The 19,602-nt window shown below is 58.3% G+C and carries 20 protein-coding genes; 16 read left to right on the top strand and 4 right to left on the bottom strand.

From position 1 onward, the window contains the following. Positions 1 to 7 precede the first annotated feature (7 nt). From wecC to BLW71_RS31085, 7 genes are read left to right on the top strand one after another with little or no spacing between them, the layout of a single operon-like run. Complete coding sequence (gene wecC, locus BLW71_RS31115) at positions 8 to 1,246, top strand: UDP-N-acetyl-D-mannosamine dehydrogenase (RefSeq protein ID WP_091806296.1); 1,239 nt, start codon at positions 8 to 10, stop codon at positions 1,244 to 1,246. Beyond that, the gene (locus BLW71_RS31110) at positions 1,243 to 2,577 is read left to right on the top strand and encodes a hypothetical protein (RefSeq protein ID WP_286162157.1); all 1,335 of its coding nucleotides are present in this window, start codon (positions 1,243 to 1,245) and stop codon (positions 2,575 to 2,577) included. The genes wecC and BLW71_RS31110 overlap by 4 nt, the downstream gene beginning before the upstream one ends. After that, entirely contained in the window at positions 2,574 to 3,833 is a 1,260-nt protein-coding gene (locus BLW71_RS31105; protein ID WP_091806290.1) for a hypothetical protein, read from the top strand. The genes BLW71_RS31110 and BLW71_RS31105 overlap by 4 nt, the downstream gene beginning before the upstream one ends. Beyond that, entirely contained in the window at positions 3,830 to 4,921 is a 1,092-nt protein-coding gene (locus BLW71_RS31100; RefSeq protein WP_091806286.1) for a glycosyltransferase family 4 protein, read from the top strand. The genes BLW71_RS31105 and BLW71_RS31100 overlap by 4 nt, the downstream gene beginning before the upstream one ends. Continuing rightward, on the top strand, positions 4,918 to 5,727 hold the full coding sequence (locus BLW71_RS31095) for a heparin lyase I family protein (protein WP_091806283.1): 810 nt from the start codon (positions 4,918 to 4,920) through the stop codon (positions 5,725 to 5,727). Before BLW71_RS31100 ends, BLW71_RS31095 begins: the two co-directional genes overlap by 4 nt. Then, positions 5,724 to 6,932 carry a glycoside hydrolase family protein gene (locus tag BLW71_RS31090; RefSeq protein ID WP_091806279.1) on the top strand — a complete coding sequence of 403 codons (1,209 nt, stop codon included), beginning with the start codon at positions 5,724 to 5,726 and terminating at the stop codon, positions 6,930 to 6,932. The genes BLW71_RS31095 and BLW71_RS31090 overlap by 4 nt, the downstream gene beginning before the upstream one ends. Beyond that, positions 6,929 to 7,687, top strand: coding sequence for a WecB/TagA/CpsF family glycosyltransferase (locus tag BLW71_RS31085; protein ID WP_091806276.1), 759 nt, complete (start codon positions 6,929 to 6,931; stop codon positions 7,685 to 7,687). The genes BLW71_RS31090 and BLW71_RS31085 overlap by 4 nt, the downstream gene beginning before the upstream one ends. 184 nt (positions 7,688 to 7,871) lie before the next feature. Here the strand turns inward: BLW71_RS31085 and BLW71_RS31080 are convergent, their stop codons facing one another. Beyond that, entirely contained in the window at positions 7,872 to 8,768 is an 897-nt protein-coding gene (locus BLW71_RS31080; protein WP_143048403.1) for an EAL domain-containing protein, read from the bottom strand. Positions 8,769 to 9,201: 433 nt separating this feature from the next. Between BLW71_RS31080 and BLW71_RS31075 the strand changes: the two genes are divergently transcribed. Further along, positions 9,202 to 9,480 (top strand): transposase, encoded by a 279-nt coding sequence (locus BLW71_RS31075; protein ID WP_091806273.1) that lies wholly within the window; start codon positions 9,202 to 9,204, stop codon positions 9,478 to 9,480. Between the two features lie 147 nt (positions 9,481 to 9,627). Here the strand turns inward: BLW71_RS31075 and BLW71_RS31070 are convergent, their stop codons facing one another. Next, positions 9,628 to 11,022: a sensor histidine kinase gene (locus tag BLW71_RS31070; RefSeq protein WP_091806270.1), complete on the bottom strand. Its 1,395-nt coding sequence runs from the start codon at positions 11,020 to 11,022 to the stop codon at positions 9,628 to 9,630. After that, positions 11,012 to 11,689 carry a response regulator gene (locus tag BLW71_RS31065; RefSeq protein WP_091809086.1) on the bottom strand — a complete coding sequence of 226 codons (678 nt, stop codon included), beginning with the start codon at positions 11,687 to 11,689 and terminating at the stop codon, positions 11,012 to 11,014. Before BLW71_RS31065 ends, BLW71_RS31070 begins: the two co-directional genes overlap by 11 nt. 271 nt (positions 11,690 to 11,960) lie before the next feature. On the opposite strand from BLW71_RS31065, the gene BLW71_RS31060 reads away from it, so the two are divergent. The 8 genes from BLW71_RS31060 (at position 11,961) to BLW71_RS31025 (ending at position 19,019) form a co-directional block, all read left to right on the top strand. Further along, positions 11,961 to 12,980 carry an ABC transporter substrate-binding protein gene (locus BLW71_RS31060; RefSeq protein ID WP_091806267.1) on the top strand — a complete coding sequence of 340 codons (1,020 nt, stop codon included), beginning with the start codon at positions 11,961 to 11,963 and terminating at the stop codon, positions 12,978 to 12,980. A gap of 42 nt (positions 12,981 to 13,022) precedes the next feature. Beyond that, on the top strand, positions 13,023 to 13,817 hold the full coding sequence (locus BLW71_RS31055) for an ABC transporter ATP-binding protein (RefSeq protein WP_091806264.1): 795 nt from the start codon (positions 13,023 to 13,025) through the stop codon (positions 13,815 to 13,817). A 16-nt stretch (positions 13,818 to 13,833) separates the two neighbouring features. Then, positions 13,834 to 14,697 (top strand): ABC transporter permease, encoded by an 864-nt coding sequence (locus tag BLW71_RS31050; RefSeq protein WP_091806261.1) that lies wholly within the window; start codon positions 13,834 to 13,836, stop codon positions 14,695 to 14,697. Between the two features lie 462 nt (positions 14,698 to 15,159). After that, positions 15,160 to 15,426: a hypothetical protein gene (locus BLW71_RS31045; protein WP_091806258.1), complete on the top strand. Its 267-nt coding sequence runs from the start codon at positions 15,160 to 15,162 to the stop codon at positions 15,424 to 15,426. 361 nt (positions 15,427 to 15,787) lie between these two features. Beyond that, complete coding sequence (locus BLW71_RS31040; protein WP_091806255.1) at positions 15,788 to 17,221, top strand: tetratricopeptide repeat protein; 1,434 nt, start codon at positions 15,788 to 15,790, stop codon at positions 17,219 to 17,221. 100 nt (positions 17,222 to 17,321) lie between these two features. Continuing rightward, positions 17,322 to 17,804, top strand: coding sequence for a glycoside hydrolase family 108 protein (locus BLW71_RS31035; protein ID WP_091806252.1), 483 nt, complete (start codon positions 17,322 to 17,324; stop codon positions 17,802 to 17,804). Next, positions 17,804 to 18,493: a hypothetical protein gene (locus BLW71_RS31030; protein WP_091806249.1), complete on the top strand. Its 690-nt coding sequence runs from the start codon at positions 17,804 to 17,806 to the stop codon at positions 18,491 to 18,493. The genes BLW71_RS31035 and BLW71_RS31030 overlap by 1 nt, the downstream gene beginning before the upstream one ends. A gap of 208 nt (positions 18,494 to 18,701) precedes the next feature. Then, on the top strand, positions 18,702 to 19,019 hold the full coding sequence (locus BLW71_RS31025) for a DUF4148 domain-containing protein (protein ID WP_091806246.1): 318 nt from the start codon (positions 18,702 to 18,704) through the stop codon (positions 19,017 to 19,019). A 329-nt stretch (positions 19,020 to 19,348) separates the two neighbouring features. Here the strand turns inward: BLW71_RS31025 and BLW71_RS31020 are convergent, their stop codons facing one another. After that, positions 19,349 to 19,597 carry a hypothetical protein gene (locus BLW71_RS31020; RefSeq protein ID WP_091806243.1) on the bottom strand — a complete coding sequence of 83 codons (249 nt, stop codon included), beginning with the start codon at positions 19,595 to 19,597 and terminating at the stop codon, positions 19,349 to 19,351. Positions 19,598 to 19,602 lie beyond the last annotated feature (5 nt).

Below are 19,602 nucleotides of genomic sequence, written 5' to 3'. Positions count from 1 at the left end.
CAACGCTATGTCATTCGATGTCGTTTCCATCATTGGACTTGGTTATATTGGATTGCCCACCGCTGCGGCGTTTGCCGCACGCCGAAAGAAAGTTATCGGCGTCGATGTATCGCAGCGCACAGTCGATACAATTAACAAAGGCGAGATTCATATCGTCGAACCAGAGCTGGACATGCTGGTTCACGCCGCCGTCACACAGGGATATCTGCGCGCGACCCAGACGCCGGAGCCAGCCGATGCATTCCTGATCGCTGTTCCAACGCCGTTTTGCGATGGCAACAAACCCGATCTGAGCTACATTGAGGCGGCAAGTCGTTCGATCGCTCCTGCGCTTAAAAAAGGCGATCTTGTCGTGCTCGAGTCGACTTCGCCTGTGGGAGCGACCGAGAAGATGTCGGCATGGCTCGCTGAATGCCGTCCTGACCTAACCTTCCCACAACATTCGGGCGAACAGTCCGACATTCGCATTGCGCACTGTCCGGAACGCGTGCTGCCGGGACATGTCATTCGCGAGTTGGTCCAGAACGACCGCGTAATTGGCGGCATGACTCGCCGATGCGGCGAGTTGGCTCGCGATCTCTATCAGATCTTCGTTCAGGGCGACTGTATTCTGACCGACGCACGTACCGCCGAAATGTGCAAGCTTTCCGAAAACGCGTTTCGGGACGTCAACATCGCGTACGCGAACGAACTGTCGATGATCTGCGATCGGCTCGACATCAACGTTTGGGAACTCATTCGACTCGCCAATCGTCACCCTCGCGTGAGCATTCTCCAGCCAGGGCCTGGTGTCGGTGGACATTGCATCGCTGTCGACCCGTGGTTCATCGTCGACTCCGCCCCCGAAGAGGCCAAACTGATTCGGGCCGCGCGCGGCGTCAACGACGGCAAACCGCATTACGTGATCGATCAAACGAAGCGCCTCGCCGCGCGCTTCAAGGCACCCGTGATCGCCTGCCTTGGCCTGGCATTCAAGGCCAATATTGACGACCTGCGCGAAAGTCCGGCGATAGACATCGTCAATCAACTAGCCGACGAACACGTGGCGGACATCGTTGTTGTCGAGCCCAACGTGACGGTTCTTCCGGACGCGCTTCGTGGCAAGGTCGAGCTAACAAACCTTGCAAGCGCGATTGAAGCCGCCGATATTGTTCTGCTGCTGGTCGATCATCGCGAGTTCAAGGACATCAACCGGCGCCGCTTGCAGTCGAAGCTGCTTGTCGATACGCGGGGAATCTTCGCGTGACTGAGCATGCAAAGGCGACGACGGTGCGCCACCGCTCCAGGATCGATACGCTGGCCAGCGCTGTATCCGTTCAACGTATTGAAGCCCTGATCTGCACCGGATCGCCGGGACTGCATCGCGTCGTGGTTTTCTTCGCGATACAGCATGTCTATTCGCTCGCGGAACTCGGGCGGACCGCATCAAGCATGTCTATCGCGCAGATGGTTGCTTTCTTCACCGCGATCGGATGGGCGACATTGATACTGGTGCGCGTTCCGGCGGCTACGACCGAGCGAAGTGCCGTTGCGGCTTTCTATCACGTCGGCGCAATGAGCCTTGTCACGACTGTTTTGTGCACGGTTCTTGGCCTTGGGATTGCCGTGTCCAAAGTCATTCCGTTCGATCTGTGTGCGTTTCTTGCCTTGCTGTGGGGTTGGACTGCTTATCAGATTGCTCGCCACTACTTTGTTGCCTTGAAGCGCTATCGCGCCGCGATCGCGTTCGACGTCGCACTGATCGGTGGGTCGGCCGGCATGCTTGCCATATTTCGTTACGCCGGGCTCTCCGCAGCGGCTGCGCTGGCGACGGGACTCGGTCTGATTGCAATTGCTATGTTCGTGAAGATCGGTCGACCCGACCTGCAAATGCTGCCAAGGAAACTGGAGATCGAAGGGCTTCAGTTCGGTCTTACGAACTTTCTGTCCGGCGGCATTCCCCTGATTTTCGTTCCGGCCGCGACTGTGATGTGTGGCGCCGCTTTCGCGGGGATGCTCTCGCTGCTGTCTTCGGGGATTGCGATCGGGATGCTGCTGCCGCGGGCGATATCGATGATGCAATTGGCGGACCTCGCGAAGCGTAAGGCGGCCTTTCTGTCCCTCGACGAGTCGCTTCGCCGAATGAGCCGCTGCATCAACTGGTGCAATGGAGCGATGCTGGTCTGTAACGTCATTCTGGTCCTGTTGTTCACCGCGAGACAAGCACGCGACGCAAGCTTTCCGACCGGCGTCGTATTAGCCGGATTGCTGCTCGCGATCCAATGCGCGGTCGGCATGACGGGCGTAGCAAACAGTAGCGTCATGATGATATTCGAGCAAGGTGCTGTAACAGCGAAGATCAACGTCTTAACGGCTTTGGCGTTCGCATTGCTCGTCGCCCCCTGCTATGCATCCGGCGCGCTGACCGGGTTCGCGATGATTCTTTGCTCTGCGATTGTGATCACAGTCTGGCGCAACTGGCTGATTCGGCGTCACGCGCACTTGATATACCACCAGTATCTGACTCGTTGCCGATTGGCGGATGTTTCCAATACGGAAGTCCGGTTGCAATCACTAGTCTGTGGAGCGCCCCGATGAACGCTAGCACTATGTCAATGTCACTATCGCGTGAATCTCGATTCACGGGATGGCATTCGGTCGGCGCATGGGCGATATCACTCGCCTACCTTCTTTTTTGCGTCAGCGATACGTTTTTATCGCTCGAAATGGATGGCTCTCAGTTCGTAAAGCTAGGCGCGTTCGTCCTGCTGTCGATCGCGATTTTGCTACGCCCAAGATTTCACAAGCTCGTTACATTGATGCTGCCCTTCCTGCTAACTCTCTATATAGCGATGTGGCGAGCTTTCAATGTCGACGCCGGTGGGGAAGAATTCATGCGGTTTCTCGCACCCATGGCGATCACCGTTGCAATGTTCGCGTACAGACGCAGGCTTTCACCGGTTATCTTCATGTTCTTTGCTGTCGTAGTAAGCAATGACTTGTTCCAGTGTTACTTCTACCTTGCATATGGGCTAAAACTCCCCCTGTTTCTGCCGGTTAAATTCGACTCCGGCCTGTATCTTCGCGCGCAAGGATGGATAGGTTTCTTCTCAGAGTTCAGTTTTATTAATTTTTGTGCGTTTCTCTTATGCCGTCATCACCAGCCAACGAGGCGATCAAGGCGAGTGGCGTGGATCTTCTTGACATTTTCGCTATTGGGCGTCTCCTTCAAGATTTTTGCGACGATTGGAATGTACTTTGTCGTCGCGAGAAAGTTGACCGTGCGTTCTGTGATCGCAGCCATCGGCGGAATTGGCGTCGTACTGTTCGCATTGCTGGCGGGACTGCTTGATTCACTAATCAAGGTTGCCATGGCCAAACTCTCCTTCTACGTCGTAGCAGGCAATTCGGCTCGAGCAGAATCGTATCGCGTTATGTTTCAATCGTTGATGAAAGGCAATTTCTTCGGCGAGGGCCTCGGCTCGTTCGGTGGATCGGCCTCAGTCAAGTATCACTCGCCGCTGTACAGCATCTATCACTTCAACTGGTATGGGCTTGGAAACACTCTCACGACCACCGACACGTTTTATCCACACCTCTTCGTTGAGCTCGGTGTTCTGGGCGCAATCTTATGGCTCAGTTTCATGATCCTGTATGGGCAAGTTAGTCGACGCAGGCATGTTTGGCTATTCCTAGTTGGCGCCTTCTGCTTCGACAACCTGTTCTCCTTGTCGTTCGTGTCTGCATCCTATGTCTTCTCGGCATTGATGCTCATGTATCTGTTCTCGAGCAATGCACCGTCACAAAATCGGTCCTCATCGCTCAGCCAAGAGGTTGTCGGAGCCGTGAAATGAGCGTGCGAATTCTTCAGGTTGGTCCGGGGCATGGGCAAAAAGGTGGCATCGCAACGGTGCTTTCTCAGTTGGCCACAAGCCGAGATCAATTCGAGAAGGCCGGCGTATCTCTCTCGTTCTTCGAAACGCGCGGATTCCGGAATATCGGCGGACCGCTGGCGTTCTGGATGGTCGATGTTCCGTTGTTTGCGCGATCGGCTATTTCTGTTGATGTTGTGCATTTTCATGTCTCCGAGCGGGGGTCGTTCTACCGGAAACTTGTGCTGTTCCTTATCGCGCGACTCTTTGGGAAGCGCACGGTATTTCAGCTGCATTCAGGCAATTTCGAACAATTTTTCGATAGATCGGACTGGCTGCCCCGTCGGCTGGTCGAACTGTTTCTTCGCAAGGTTGACTGCGTAATCGCGGTTTCGACGCCTCTAGCAAATTGGCTTCAGCAATGGCGGAGAAAGGATGCAGTTCGGGTTATCGGAAATATGGCGCTTGACGCAGAGCACGGTGCGCCGGTACCTAACCGCCTTGCGCACGCGAGGCCATATATTGCATTTGCCGGCCGATTGAATGAAGCCAAGGGGCTCGATGAGCTCCTTCAAGCCGTTGCCGCTCTGACGCGGAAAGGGCGCGATATCGAACTCCGTGTGGCCGGAATCGGTGACACGCACCGCTGGAGGCATATCGCCGAATCGCACGGAATCGCCGACCGCGTGGTATTCGAAGGTTGGCTGGAAGGCGATGCGAAGCTCGCGTTTTATAGCGGTGCACGTTTGTTCTGCATGCCCAGCCATTTCGAGTCGTTCGGCATTTCTACACTCGAAGCAATGTTCTGCGGCTTGCCCGTGGTAGGAACCCGCGTGGGCGGATTTCTCGATCTCATTGAAGATGGCGTGAGCGGGTATCTCGTTGATGTCCACGATTCACGCGGGCTGGCAGAGGCGCTTTGCAAACTAGTCGACGATCCGGAGCATGCAGTTCGAATGGGCTCCGCAGGACTTGCTCGCGCTCAAACGTGCTTTAGAGCGGAATCAATTGTCGAACGATATGTTCAGTGCTATCGATACGTTGATACGCAATGCGGGAGTAAGCGATGAACCCGAAACACCTTTCCTGGCTACGCCACGTTGTGACAGCCTCGCTGTGCCTCGTCACAGCCTGCTCGGCACAAACACGTGATGCTTCGGTTCTGGATATGCCGGGTTTTCACAATCTGTTCGCCACCAATTGGGCACACGGGTTCGGTCCGGCGGTAGACATTCAGAGTCCGGATACGCAAGACCTCATTGTAGTCAATGATCCGCTATCACCTGATCAACGCGCGGTGAAAGTTAGCATTCGACGCAGCGAGAACTTTTCCCACGTCGCGAACGGCACGCCCCGCGGCGAAATGGTGTTCGCACGAGCGGCAAAAATCGTTTCTGGCCGTGAGTACCGCATAGAGTGGACCACGTTGCTGCCGGCCGATTTTGTATTCGACGACGACCAGATGCAAATCATCATGCAAATCCATCAGACAGACATGTGGGTGGGCTCTCCGCCAATTATGCTGCAACTACACGGGAGCGATTACGTGTTTTCTGAGCGCGGCGGTTCCGATACCAGGCACGGCCACGACGCCAGCTTGCCCGGCGCAAGTTCGGACCGTGGTAAATGGGTTCGCTGGACTCTCCACTATCGACCTGATTCGACCGGCGAGCATGCGGTAACGGAATTATGGAAGAACGGCACTCAGGTCTTCGCTTCTCGCGGCGTCCCAAATGAGTACCCTCAGGAGCGCCACGCATACTTGAAGCTTGGAGTCTATAAGCCGAGTTGGCAAAACTTTCGTTCGAAAACTACCGAGACAGGTCTGTTCTATGGGCCCGTCTCGATCTCCGAGCGCGTGGAGTCAAGCGAATGACTATCCATCTGAACGCCAGCGAACTCGCCGATGCACTGATTACGCAATGCCGTGCCACGGACTATGCAGGATACGACCCATTCGATGGCCTCAACAGCGAGCTGTTCAAGAAACTAGGCCTTGGCTCTCTGCCATTCGCCAAAATAGCGTGGCTGCAACTCCATAAACGCAGTCTTGCAAACTTGCGGCCGTTAGTCGGTGTGGCGCGTCGCCGCAACCCCAAAGGTATTGCATTGATCATCCTCGGTCTTCTCGAGTACGAAAAACTGGTCGGTAACGGATCACAAATCGAGGAAGCCATTCGGCTTGCGGAATGGCTGCTAGAGGAGCGTTGCGATCGGAGCAGATGGAAGCATAGTGCATGGGGGTATCACTTCGACTGGGCCGCGCGAGCCTTCTTCGTACCCAAAGGCACGCCTAACGCAATCACGACTTGTTACATAGCACGCGCACTTGCGGCACTTGGAGACGAAACTGGCAATCAACGGTTCGTCGACGCCGCGACAGATGCCGGTCTATTCCTGAATTCACTTCACCGGAATGACGGCGGTTATTACGCATACATTCCAGGCGAATCCGCGTTCGTGCACAACGCCAACCTTTGGGCAGCCGCCGTTGTCGGAGAAACGGCGAAACGGATAGGCAATAGCGCTCTGATGCAGCGTGCGCTAAGCGCCACCCGAAGCTCAGTCGCGGCGCAGCGCGGGGACGGAGCATGGCGCTATGGCACGCGCGATCATCATTCGTTCGTGGATGGTTTTCATACCGGCTATAACCTGGAAGCGCTAGCGGCGCTACAACAGGCGGCAGACACCAGCGAGTTTAGCGACGCCATCAGCCGCGGGATGGACTACTACCGGAAAAACTTCTTCTTGCCGGACGGCACCGTCAAATATTACGACAATAGCATTTGGCCGCTCGATACTCATTCTGTCGCTCAAGCTATTCTGACATTGCTGAAGGTGGGGGGGGCTGATGAAGATCATCGGTTGGCGACCCGCGTATTTGAAAGAGCGTTAGAAACACTCTACATGCCGGATGAACGGCGCTTCATGTATCAGAAGAACAGACTGACAACTAATCGAATTAACTACCTACGCTGGACGCAGGCATGGGCTTTCTACGCGATCGGTACATACGCGAATCGCGTCCAGTTCAAGCGCACTGAAAAGAACTTGAGTATCGCCGGGGAGAAAACACAATGAAACGAATTGAGCTATTCGGATGCCCGATGGACCTCGCCACCATGCAGGAGACCGTGCAAATCATCGGTGACCGCATTGAAGCGCGGCAGTTCACGCAGCACGTCGTTGTGAATGTCGCCAAGCTTGTCAACATGCAGACCGACAGCGTACTTCACTCATCGGTTCGCGCCTGCGACATTATCAACATAGACGGCATGGGCGTCGTTTGGGGTGCACGTCTCTTGGGTTATCCCGTGCCGGAGCGAGTAGCAGGAGTCGATCTCTTTGACCGCCTCTTGCACATGGCGGCGACGCGCGGGTTGCCGGTGTTCCTGCTGGGCGCAACGGACGAAGTCGTAGGTCGAACCGCAGCGACCGTCGCAATGCGGCATCCAGGTCTGCAGATCGCTGGTTACCATCACGGATACTTCTGGGACGACGAGGAAGGCGTAGTCGAAAAGATCCGTCATTCCGGCGCCAAGCTTCTTTTTGTGGCGATCACATCGCCACAGAAGGAGAGTTTTATTCACCGCTGGCACGATCGCCTCGGTGTCGACTTTGTGATGGGCGTCGGCGGTACTTTCGACGTGGTCGCGGGTAAAGTGCGCCGGGCTCCGCAATGGATGCAACGCAACGGCCTCGAATGGGCTTACCGCGTTGCACAGGAGCCGGGACGTATGTGGAGGCGCTATTTCATTACAAACAATAGGTTTGCGGTAATGCTATTGAGAGCACGCCTTGCGTCGACGTTCAAGCGGATGGCGGAGGAACACTGAACATAGACGTGGATATCGGCCTTCCAATGCCCAGTGAAGGCTTACTCAAATGAGGAATAGATCGACCGGTTATCAGGTCGATCTTCTCGACCCGGCGGCGTGGGCCTCGCCTCGCCATGTTGCTCTTTTTTCTGGGACATGCAGCTTTACTTCGCGCCGAACCGTCATCGAGTATGGTCGGGCGTCATAGCGCCCGCCCTAGCCCCAACACGCTCCCCAACCCAGCCTGCGCACGCGCAAACATTGACCCCTGCACCAACGCGTCAGGCCATCGGCTCACCCACTGGAACTGTTCTTTCGTATCGACACCACTCACCACCACCCGCACATCGAGCGCATGCAGCAGGTCCATCAGCGCGGTCATCACCGCCCCCGCCCGCTTATCGTGCGGCACGGTCGCCATCAATTCCCGCGCGACGGTAACGGTATCCACATCCAGCACACCAAGCAGCGCCATCGACGAACCGCCGTTGCCCCAATTGCCGAGCGTGATGCTGATGCCCACATCCCGCAGACCCGCGGTCAACGTCCGCAAGGACAGCAGTTTCGCCGCTTCAGCGCTATCTGAAACCTCAATTTCAAACAGCGCAGGCGACACCCCATACGAGTCGGCCACACGCGCAATTTCGCCCGCGAGCGACTCATGCAGCGCCACATGAACCGGCATCGCGATCGCTACCGGCTGCAAGGGCAGCTTCGCTTCAAGACAACCGCGCAGTTCGCGGCATACACCGTCCACAACGAACAACGCCATTTCCAACCCGACCTGCGGATGCTCGATCGGCAGCATGAAACTGCCCGGAAGCAGCACGCCATAATCAGGATGCGTCCAACGAACCTGCGCTTCCAGACGTGCCAGAGTTCCGCTCGCCGCACGATATGCACCTTGAAACACAAGGTGAAATTCACCCGCGCTCAACCCCTTCAAGACACGGCTTTCGAATTCGCTCAGTCCCACAGGAACATCACCGGCATCATCCGGGTCATTTGGCGCGATAGGCGCGATAGGCGCGGCATGCGCAGCACGCTTCGTGAGCGGGAGCGCAAGCAATTCAGGTTTGGCATAGTCGAGCGTGTGCATGGCGAATTTGTTTTTTGTCTCGCCGACATATGCACATGTCGTGCCAACAGACGCGATCACTACCGCTTAAAGCCCGCCGAGTCGCCGGAAACCCCCGCCGGGCATCGCATTGCACAGCACAAGGAGCAACCTTGGCGAAGCATGATTTGCTTCGCCAAACGTTTGCGCGATACCACACGTTACGTAGCGTTCCGCTTTACGTTACGTTGCGCCGCACATCGTCGCGAGTGCGCGGAACAAATGCGAGTATCGACCAAGCTCGCCAAGTCCAGTCCACCAAGGAAGTCAAGAATATCAAGCGAGAAAATCCGGAACAATCTACCGCGACGCGTCGCAACAAGACAATTTGACCGATAAGAAAAGATTTACTAGTATCGCCACAGATGCAGCGGAAAACGACTGCGCATTCCTCACACAGTGTTCCGGGGCAGCCATGCTACAAATCCCTCTTTCCGACGACGACTGGGCGCGCGTCCAGAGTCTCTTTCCCGACCTTCGATCTACCCGCGGTCGGCCTCGCCGCAGCGATCGGGAAATTCTCAACGCGATACTCTGGTTGCAGCAAAGAAAAGAGAAATGGCACAGGCTTCCGGCCACTTTTCCGCCGCAGCAGACTTGTTATCTTCGATATATGACCTGGAAGAAGACGGGCGTGCTCGACCAGGTGAATGAGCTGCTTCCAGTATGTTGCGCAGAGCTTTCGAGTTGCTGATCGGCTATTTGATTTGCTTCGCATGCCGTAGCAAATTGGAGGCGAGCTACTGCGTTGACGGTCGTGTTTGCAGGACGCACTGATCCGCATCACCGTCAGTCATTAGATCCTCTGCAACCGTACACGCGACGCCGCTTTACCGAGGCTTTAAACCGCCTGAGGCTGCTCTGCCGCCGCGCGTGGAAACGAAACGCTGATATGCACGCCTTTGCCGCCCTCGCCCGGCTTCAGCGTGATTGCGCCGTGATGGGCATCTGCGATTTCACGCACAATGGCAAGGCCGAGTCCAGTGCCCTCCGTATCCGCGGACGCACGGAAAAACGGCTCGAAAACGCGGCTGCGCGACTCGGCCGGAATGCCGGGGCCATCATCCAATACGCGTACGGTGACGGTATCGGCTTTGGCATCCACGCCCACGGTCACGTGACCGCCACTTCCGGTATAGCGAATCGCATTCTCAGCGAGATTCGCTATCAACGCCTGAAGCAGCCCGCGGTGCCCGGCTACCGGGGCGGTCCCGTTCAGTTCGGCGCCCAGATCGATGCCCCGCGCCTGCGCGAGCAGGGCGAGATCCTCCACAACTTCCATGGCAAGTGGGACCAGGTCCACCGTTTCCACCGCCAGTTGCGTGTTGTCTGCCGCCTCGGCTTGCGCGAGCAACAGTAGCTTGTTCGTGAGCCCGACCATCGAACGATTACTGCGATGCATGGCGGCCAATGCTTCATCGAGAGCGGGGTTCAAGCCCCCCTGTTGACGCGCGAACTGCAACTGCGTGCCGAGCAAAGTAAGCGGCGTGCGCAACTGATGCGCAGCGTCGGCGATAAAGCGGCGCTGCGCGGCCACCTGAACGCCCAGCCGCGCAATGCACTGATTGATAGCTTCGACGATTGGCCGCAACTCGGTATGCAGCCTCTCGACACGAATGGGCGCGAGTTGCATTGGATCGCGGTCGGCCACATCCTCTTTCACTTTCATCAGCGGCCGTAATTCGAAAGTCAGGCCGATGCACACCAGTGCGACCGCCAGCACGATCATCTCGATCTGCCGCACAAGTTGCGGCTGCCACAACTGCTCGGCCATCGCGTCGCGCGAGCGCACGGTTTTCCCGACCGTCACGAGCACGCGATGAGTCGCGCCGTTGTCGTACATCAGACGCACAAGGCCGACCGCGCGCACGGCATGGCCCTGCAAATGCGTGTCGTAGTGATCGGGCGTATCCGCGGTCTGCGCCGGACGCGTGGGAAACTCAGGCGTGCCCGCGAGGAGCCGGCGGTCGTCGACGCTCACGCTATAGAACACCTGGTCGCGGTAAGGCGACACGAATACTTCGAGCGCGGCGGGCGGCACATCCACGCGCAGGAAACCGTCCACCCATTCCACTTCGCCGGCGATCATCCGCGCCGACGAGATCAGTTGATTGTCCTGCACCAGATCCGCCGTGCGCCGCGCGTTATCGTATTCGGCCTTGCCGGTCACGAATACATACAACGCGAGCGGCACCAGCAGCCACCACAACAGGCGCATGCGCAGGCTATTGGTCATCTTCTTTCTTGCGCAGTAGATAGCCGAGGCCGCGCAGCGTGACGATCGCCGCCGAGCTGCCGTCGAGTTTCTTGCGCAGACGCGAGATGTAGATTTCGACAGCGTCTTCGCTAGGCTCGTCCGCAAGCGTGAAGATCGCGTCGACCAGCGCCGGCTTGGTGACGGTTTTACCCAGTCGCAGGATCAGCGCTTCGAGCACGGAGCGTTCGCGCGGCGTGACGTTCAGCGGTGTCCCCTTCAGCGTGAACTGCCGCGTATCGATGTCGAACGCCAGATCGCCGCACACCACTTCGCTCGCCTTCGAGGGCGACTGCCGGCGGATCGCCACCTTGATCCGTGCAATCAGCTCACGCACTTCGAACGGCTTGACCAGATAATCGTCCGCGCCGGCCCCAAGCAGTTCGACCTTTTCGTCGATCGAGCCGCTCGCCGTGAGAATTAGCACCGGCGTCGCGTCGCCGCGCTGGCGCAGACGGCGCAGCACGTTCTTGCCCGACAGCTTGGGCAGATTCAGGTCGAGCAGGATCACGTCGTAGTGGTTGGTGCGCAGCAACTGGTCGGCCGCGTCGCCGTCCTGCACGGCGTCGAGCGCGAACGACTCCTGCTCCAGCATCTTCGCGAGCCAGTGCGCCAGTGTGGGGTTGTCTTCGATGAGCAGCAGCTTCATGGCGGGAACGGCAAAAGTCAGGCCGTCGATTGTGCCGTAAAACAAGGTCTTTGCGCGCTTCCCCTGTGGTTTGCGCCATACGCTGTCGAGTTTTCGGCGGGGTCGCGGCGAAGTTGCGGCGGGGTTGCGGCTAAGTTGCGGGTTAACACCCATGATTTGCCCCCAACCCCGAAAGCTACCAGAAGGTTTCAAATTTCTATAATCGCCGTCATTCACCCAGAAAGCGCCGCACGCATCACCCAGCGGCGACTAAACCTAAGGAGACTGCTTCATGCGTACCTTGCGCCAGATTGCCGCCGTGTCAGGTGTTGCATTCACCCTCGCCGCCGCCTCGGCCGCGGCCCACGCCGAAAAGCTCACGATCATGGTCGGCGGCGCCACCAAAATCATCTATCTGCCCGCCAAGCTCACGGAGCAACTCGGCTACTTCAAGGACGAAGGGCTCGACGTCGAAATCCTCTCGCAACCGGCCGGCGTCGACGCGGAAAACGAATTGCTCGCGGGCGCGGTACAAGGCGTGGTGGGCTTTTACGACCACACCATCGACCTGCAAAGCAAAGGCAAGGAAGTCCAGGCGCTGGTGATTTTCGGTCAGGTGCCGGGTGAAGTGGAGATGGTTTCCACCAAGGCGGCGGAGACCTTCAAGAGCATGGCCGACTCGAAGGGCAAGACCCTCGGCGTGACGGGCCTCGGCTCGTCGACCAGTTTTCTCACGCAGTACCTCGCACAACGTGCGGGCGTGCCATCGACACAATACACGCTGCTGCCCGTCGGCGCGGACAATAGCTTTATTGCGGCCATCAAGCAGAACCGCATCGACGCGGGCATGACGACCGAGCCGACTGTCTCGCAGTTGCTGAAGACCGGCGACGCCAAGGTGCTGGTCGACATGCGCACCCTGGAAGGCACGCGCGCCGCGCTTGGCGGCACCTATCCGGCTTCGAGCTTCTACGTGCAGCGCGCGTGGGCCGAATCGCACAAGGACGAGGCCGCCAAGCTGTCGCACGCTTTCGCGAAAACGCTGAACTTTATCGCGACGCATAGCGCGGAAGAAATCGCCGCGAAGATGCCGAAGGACTACTACGGCAACAATAAAGACCTGTACGTCGGCGCGCTGAAAGCATCGCTGCCGATGTTCACGAAGGACGGCAAGATGCCAGCCGACGGTCCGGACACGGTATTGAAGGTGCTCTCGGCGTTCAATCCTTCAGTGAAGGGCAAGCATATCGATCTCGCCAAGACCTACACCAACGACTACGTGTCGGCAGCGGTCAAGACCGCGGCGAAGTAACGCTCTTATATCAACGTCACGAGAACAGCGAGGCAGCAGCCGATGAATCAACCCATGTCACGCGATACGCCTGCGATCGAGATGCGCAACGTATCGTGCCGTTTCATTTCTCCCGATGGCAAGGCGACCATCGCGTTGCGCGACTTCAGCATGTCGGTGGCTCGCGGCGAGTTCGTCGCGGTGGTCGGTCCCACGGGTTGCGGCAAGTCCACCACACTCAGCATGATTACCGGCTTGCTGAAACCCACCACGGGCGAAGTACGGGTGATGGGCGCGCCGGTGGACGGCATCGATCCGCGCATCGGCTTCGTGTTTCAGGCCGATGCCGTGTTCCCGTGGCGCTCCGTGCTCGACAACGTGGCGGCGGGCCCGCTGTATCGTGGCCGCTCGAAATCGGCCGCGTATGACGAAGCCAACGAATGGCTGCGTCGCGTGGGCCTCGACAAGTTCGGCAAGCACTATCCGCATCAACTCTCCGGCGGTATGAGGAAGCGCGTGGCACTCGCGCAGACTTTCATCAACAAGCCGGAGATCCTGTTGATGGATGAACCATTCTCGGCTCTCGACATGCAGACGCGCACGTTGATGCAGGACGAGCTTCTGCAATTGTGGGGCGGTGTCGGCTCGGTGGTATTCGTCACGCACGATCTGGAAGAAGCGATTGCGCTGGCCGACCGCGTGTTCGTACTGACCGCGCGCCCGGCCACACTGAAGAAAGTGTACGAAATCGATCTGCCACGTCCGCGCGTTACGTCCGAGGTCCGCTACGACCCGCGCTTTATCGAAATCTCGCGTGACATCTGGCACGACCTGCGCGAAGAAGTGCAGATTGGTTAATCAAGGAACGGCAAACATGTCTACAAGCCCTCAACAGATGATGCCTTCGGGCATCGACGCCGCATCGCTCGCGCAAGTCGAACGTGTGGCCCAAAAACGCATCCGGCAGCGTCACGCGCTCGTGATCTCGTTGCGTATTGTCGTGCTGGTGGTCGTACTCGGCGGGTGGGAACTGTCAGCGCGCCTGAAGTGGATCGACCCGTTCTTCTTCTCGATGCCAAGCGCGATTTTCGACCAGATCGTCGACTGGTTCGTCAACGGCACCTCGCAAGGTCCGCTGCTCACCCAGGTGTGGGTCACGCTCGAAGAAACCGGCCTCGGCTTCATTATCGGTTCGGTCGCCGGGGTGTTCTGCGGCATCGTGCTCGGCCGCAACAAGCTGCTCTCCGACGTATTTAGCCTCTACATCAAGATCGCCAACTCGATTCCGCGCGTGGTGCTCGGTTCGGTGTTCGTGATTGCGCTAGGTCTGGGCATGGCGTCGAAGGTGGCGCTGGCCGTGGTGATGGTGTTCTTCGTCGTGTTCGCCAACGCTTTCCAGGGCGTGCGTGAAGCCGACCGCTATATGATCGCGAATGCGCAGATTCTCGGCGCGTCGCGCCGCCAGGTGACGACTTCGGTGGTGATTCCGTCGGCGTTGAGCTGGATTCTCGCCAGCTTGCACGTGAGCTTCGGTTTTGCGCTGGTCGGTGCGGTGGTGGGCGAGTTTCTCGGCTCGAAGCAGGGTATCGGTCTGCTGATCTCCACTGCCCAAGGCGCATTCAACGCAAGCGGCGTGTTCGCAGCGATGATTGTGTTGGCTGTGGTCGCACTCGCAGCGGATTATCTGTTGACTGCGGTCGAACAGCGGCTGTTGAAGTGGCGCCCGGCTGCGGTTTGATCGCGGAGTCGTTGTACGCTGAATAGCAACACTTGCGTCGAAGGGTAATGCCGTTCAGTCATGGACTGAACGGCATTTTTGTTTGTGCGCTCGCCACCGCCGACACATGTCGTATTCGGCGCCACTCCACCCGCCGATATTTTTTCCAAATACTCATTCAGGATGGCTGATTAATACTTGAATCCGAAAGCGATCTATACGTCTGCTTCACATGACGGAGGCAAAACCGGCTCTCTGAACCGTCCCCGAACAATAAAGCCTCAGCGCGCACCTTTCCTTGCTACACGAAGCACTTCGATAACGCACCTCTCTGGTGCGCTGCGCAGAATTCGACAAGGAAGCCGGTAATCGTCTCCGCCCTGTGTTCCGTCGGATTGTCCGCCGTGTGTTGCGTGCAGGTCCGGCGGAACTTCCGCAATGAGGTGTCGCGAGAGCGACGCCGAGGGTTTGAAGGAGATGGACATGAAGAAGGCTCTGATCATCGCAGGCGGACTGCTTTGCGCGTTCACATGGCAAGCGCACGCTCAGGACGCCGGCACGGAGAGTACGGCGCAAACTCAACCGTCGGCAGCCGACGCGGTGGGCGGGCAACCCGCCACCACTTCGATGTCCGGCAGCCCTGCAAGCACACAAGGACTCTCGCGCGCAGCTGTCTACCAGCAACTCGTTCAATCGCAGAAAAACGGCGAAGCGGCGCGCTTGCAAGATCTGTTCAAGGGCGGCAATTAAAGGGCGCAACAGCATTGAAGCCGGCGACATGACCTGGATAGTGAGTCATCCACTTCATTGCATGACGACGCCGTATTTTCGTACTCGTCTGGCTGGACGAAGCGAATGCGGCGTCTAATCGAAGTAGCCATTATTCGTAGACAGTTGGCCGCGTGCTTCGCCATTTCACACCGCCTGTCTCACTGCAACAAACTCGCGATCGGCATTCGTCGGTCCACGCACAACACATTTGCGCCGTTCACAACGGCCGTCATCCCGTACACGCCCGCCGTACAAGACACCGTGCGCTATGGCACGGTCGATGCATAAGAGTCGACACCCAGTCGTGCACTTACCAACATCGGTTGAATCGAGGTGCGTCATGTCGAGTGTGCAAAGTCAGCGTCGTCCAGTGAATTGGCGGAGCCGGTCTCTTTCCGCGGAGAGTGGTTCGAAGCATCGCACTCGAACTCATCACCTTGCCAGCGGATTCGTGCCGTTCGGATTACGGACCGCCGGTTTCATCGGGCGCGGCCCGAAGCAATTGTGGCCCTATGTTTTGCCGTGGGTCTTCGCGGTGCTCACCATCGGCTTCTTCTGTCTCGTCGTACGTGGCGTACTGACGCGGCAATTGCTGGTGCCGCCGGTTGAAACGCCGCAGTCGCTCGTGGAACGCGGCTATTCGTCGAACTTCCTGGCGGAACGCATCATGTCTTCGATGAGAGCGATCGGCCAGGACGCCGAATCGATTCCCCACGACACCATGACCGATAACGACGCGCAACCGGACATTCAAATCCCCGGTCAGGAAATGTCATATGCGACGACGGTGCGTTTCATTAAAGGCATCATCAAGCGCACGGACGTTGTCGTTCACGTCGGCATCACCAAGGTGAACGACAGCGCGGATTCCTACATCGCCCATGTGCAGATTGAAGGTGGCCCCTTCAATTCCCGTGAAAGCACGGTGCCTTTCGAAGGACGCGATCTGGAAAAGTTCGTGCACGACATCGCTGTCAAAGCCATGCGTCTGGCCGAGCCGAATATTCTCGCCAGTCACCTCTATTCGCAAGTGCAGAGAACCCGATGCTCGCTCGCGCAATGTGATTATGGCGAGATCGTCTCGATCTATGACGAAGTTCTGGCACTGCCCGCCTCCGAACAAGGCGAATGGGCGCTCGCCGGCAAAGCGTGGCTGCTCGCCAATCAGGGACTCTCCAAAGAAGCCGAACAGCAGACCCGCGAAGCGCTAACCGTCTACACACATTCGGCGGTGCTGCGTGCGAGCCTGGGCATTGCACTCGAACAGCAGCATCGCATCGACGACGCACTCGAAGCATTGCGAGCCGGCGCGAGCGAGAAGTCGAAGACGGCCGAGAATTTGCGTCTTCTCGGCGACGTGCTGCTGCATGCGAATCGTCACTCCGAAGCACTCGACGCATTCAAGCAGGCGGACCGCATGAAGCCGGATTCCGTCGACAACCTGCACGATTGGGGCGAAGCGCTCGTCACTGTCGGCCGATATGACGAAGCGATCGAAAAGCTCTCCCGCGCGGTCGCACTGCGCCCGGATCTGGCACCTTCATACGCGGAATGGGGCCGCGCACTGGATCGCGAAGGCGATCTGCTCGGCGCCTCGCGCAAATATGCGCAAGCGTTGCAACTCGACGCAGGGAGTCTGTCGGCGCGGGAGAGTCGTCTGGCGCGCGTCGCCAAAGCGGTTCAGGAAGGCGATCGCCGCGACATGACGAAACCCGATAGTCAAGTCAGACCGGTTTCCCATCCCCCCGCAGCACTTCCGTTTCAAACCGCTTAACAGGCGCCCTGTAGTACCGGATGGACCGCCACGCAAGCGGCTCGGCCCAGACACACTTTTACCGTTGCAGTCATACACACAGTGGAAGAGGAGATGATCGATGGACAACTTCGATGAAGCGTTCAAGGCTCTGATCGGAAATGAAGGCGGGTACTCCTTCAATCCGCATGATCCTGGCGGAGAAACGATGTGGGGCGTAACAGCACGCGTGGCGCGCAGCCAGGGCTATACCGGCGCCATGAAAGATCTGCCGCTGGACACCGCTAAACAGATCGCGAAACAACGGTACTGGGATCCCTTGCACCTCGATGAACTCGACTCGCGAGTGGCGTTCCAGATATTCGACGCCAACTACAACGGCGGACTGGTGGTGTTGTGGATGCAAAAGGCGTCCGGCGCGCAAGAAGACGGCAAGTTCGGCCCGGACACCCTGGACGCGGTCAAAAGCGCGGACCCGCTGAAGTTTGTCATGCGCTTTGCCGCCTATCGCTTGCGTTACCTGCGGAACCTGCATGCATGGCCGAATTTCAGCCGTGGATGGACAGAAAGAATGGCCGCTAACCTTCTCCTTGGAGCAGCATGATGGACTGGTCAAAAGTAGCATCGAACATTGGCAGCACCGCCCCGCTTCTCGCAGGGCTCGTGGGTGGTCCGGTCGGCCTCGGTGTCACCGCCGCCGCTTCGATCATTTCACATGCACTCGGAACGCCCAGCGATCCCACCTTCGTGGAACCCGCGCTGAACGATCCCGGCGCAATGGAGAAGATCCGGCAGGCGGAGAGCGCGAACTCGTTGCAGTTGCAACAACTGATGGTCACTGCCGCACAGGCAGGCCTCGCGCACGAAAGCGACATGGCGCGCATTCAGGCCGCCGATCGGGCCGACGCGCGTGCAATGGGTATCAGCAATAAGGACTGGGTGCCCAAGGTGCTCGCCATGGCGGTGACGGCAGGCTTTTTCGGCATTCTGTTGCTCATGGCGTTCCAGCCGCTGCCGGGGCCGAACAAGGATCTCGTCAACGTGATTGTCGGCGCATTGGGAACGGCGTGGATCAGCATCATCGGCTACTACTTCGGCACCTCGGTAGGATCGATGCGAAAGACCGAGTTACTCGCCAAGCCCAGCGTTCCCATTACGCCGGACAGCGCCGTCACGCTACGCGAGCCCGCCACTTCCGCGGCGCGTTCACAAGCGGCGCCCGCTCCTTCGCATGGCGAGATATTTCAGCCGTTCGCGCCGGGTGGACAAGGTCCGATCTATTCGGGCAGTTGACTCGCGCTTCGACGTCCGGACGATGCAGCGACGAGGGAACAACTCTCCATGCGCATCGTCCGTTGACGGCAGTTTGTCTCAGTTTCAGCAACAAACATTACCTGAAACGGGGATTACTCTCTCCAGATCGCAAATCTAGAATGCAATCACTGACTACGAACGAGAACGCTCGTAGCAAGACAAAAAACCGAACTGGAGGTAGTTGATCATGAAATCGCTCATTCAAGCTGTTGTTATCGCCACTGTACTGGCCGCTCCTGTCGCTTCGTTTGCGCAGTCCAACCAGCCCGCGACCCGCGCTCAAGTGCGTGCGGAATTGATTCAACTCGAGAAAGCAGGCTATCACCCGGGCCGCGACGACCCGCACTACCCGGCTGACATTCAGGCCGCGCAAGCTCGCGTCGACGCTCAGAATGGCACGGCGCAGGCAGCACAAAGTGGTTTTGGCGGTGTGGTGAGTGGCGCGTCGCAATCCGGCCGCCCGGCGCTCGCGAACGGCCCGAGGTCGGTCTACTTCGGCAACTAAGCCGGGGCCCAAGCGGTAATCAGGCAGGAACCCAGCCTTAACCCGCTGTTCAGCGGTCCGACGCACGCAGGCACCACGGCTTGCGCGTAGCCGGGGCGCTCAGCGCGCGGACACAATGCGCGCACTGATTCAAATGAACTGGCCCGCGACCGAGTCTTCCCGATCGCGGGCCAGTTGTGTATTCCTTACCTCCGTCATCGGGCTCCCGATGGCTTCCGCCTGGACCTTCGCGGTCCGGGCGCTTTTTACTGGCAACCGGTTTGGCGGCGCCACAACCCTGGCAAAATTCGGTTATGGCGCGGTTTCATATATTGGGCGAGCCAATCGCGTCAGTCGCGCGCCACCAGATCGCCCACCTGACCGCGCCCGGTGACGAGACAGCTGGATAGAAAATTCTCGCCCTGGCTGCTGGCGCCCATGTCTCCAAAGCCTTTTTTCAGCGCGTTCGATTTGACCAGCTCAGCGCCCTGGTGGCACGTTATCGTCCCCATCTCTCCCGCTTGCGCGCGCATCAGCGCCCTATCCGCCATCAGATAGCCAAGCAGCAGCACCACGGCAATATTGAACGCCTGTCTCATGGTTC

Origin of the sequence: Burkholderia sp. WP9 (genome assembly GCF_900104795.1) — a bacterium.
Lineage (GTDB): Bacteria > Pseudomonadota > Gammaproteobacteria > Burkholderiales > Burkholderiaceae > Paraburkholderia.
The sequence above is the reverse complement of the archived record's forward strand: the minus strand, read 5'-3'. Positions and strand labels throughout refer to the sequence as shown.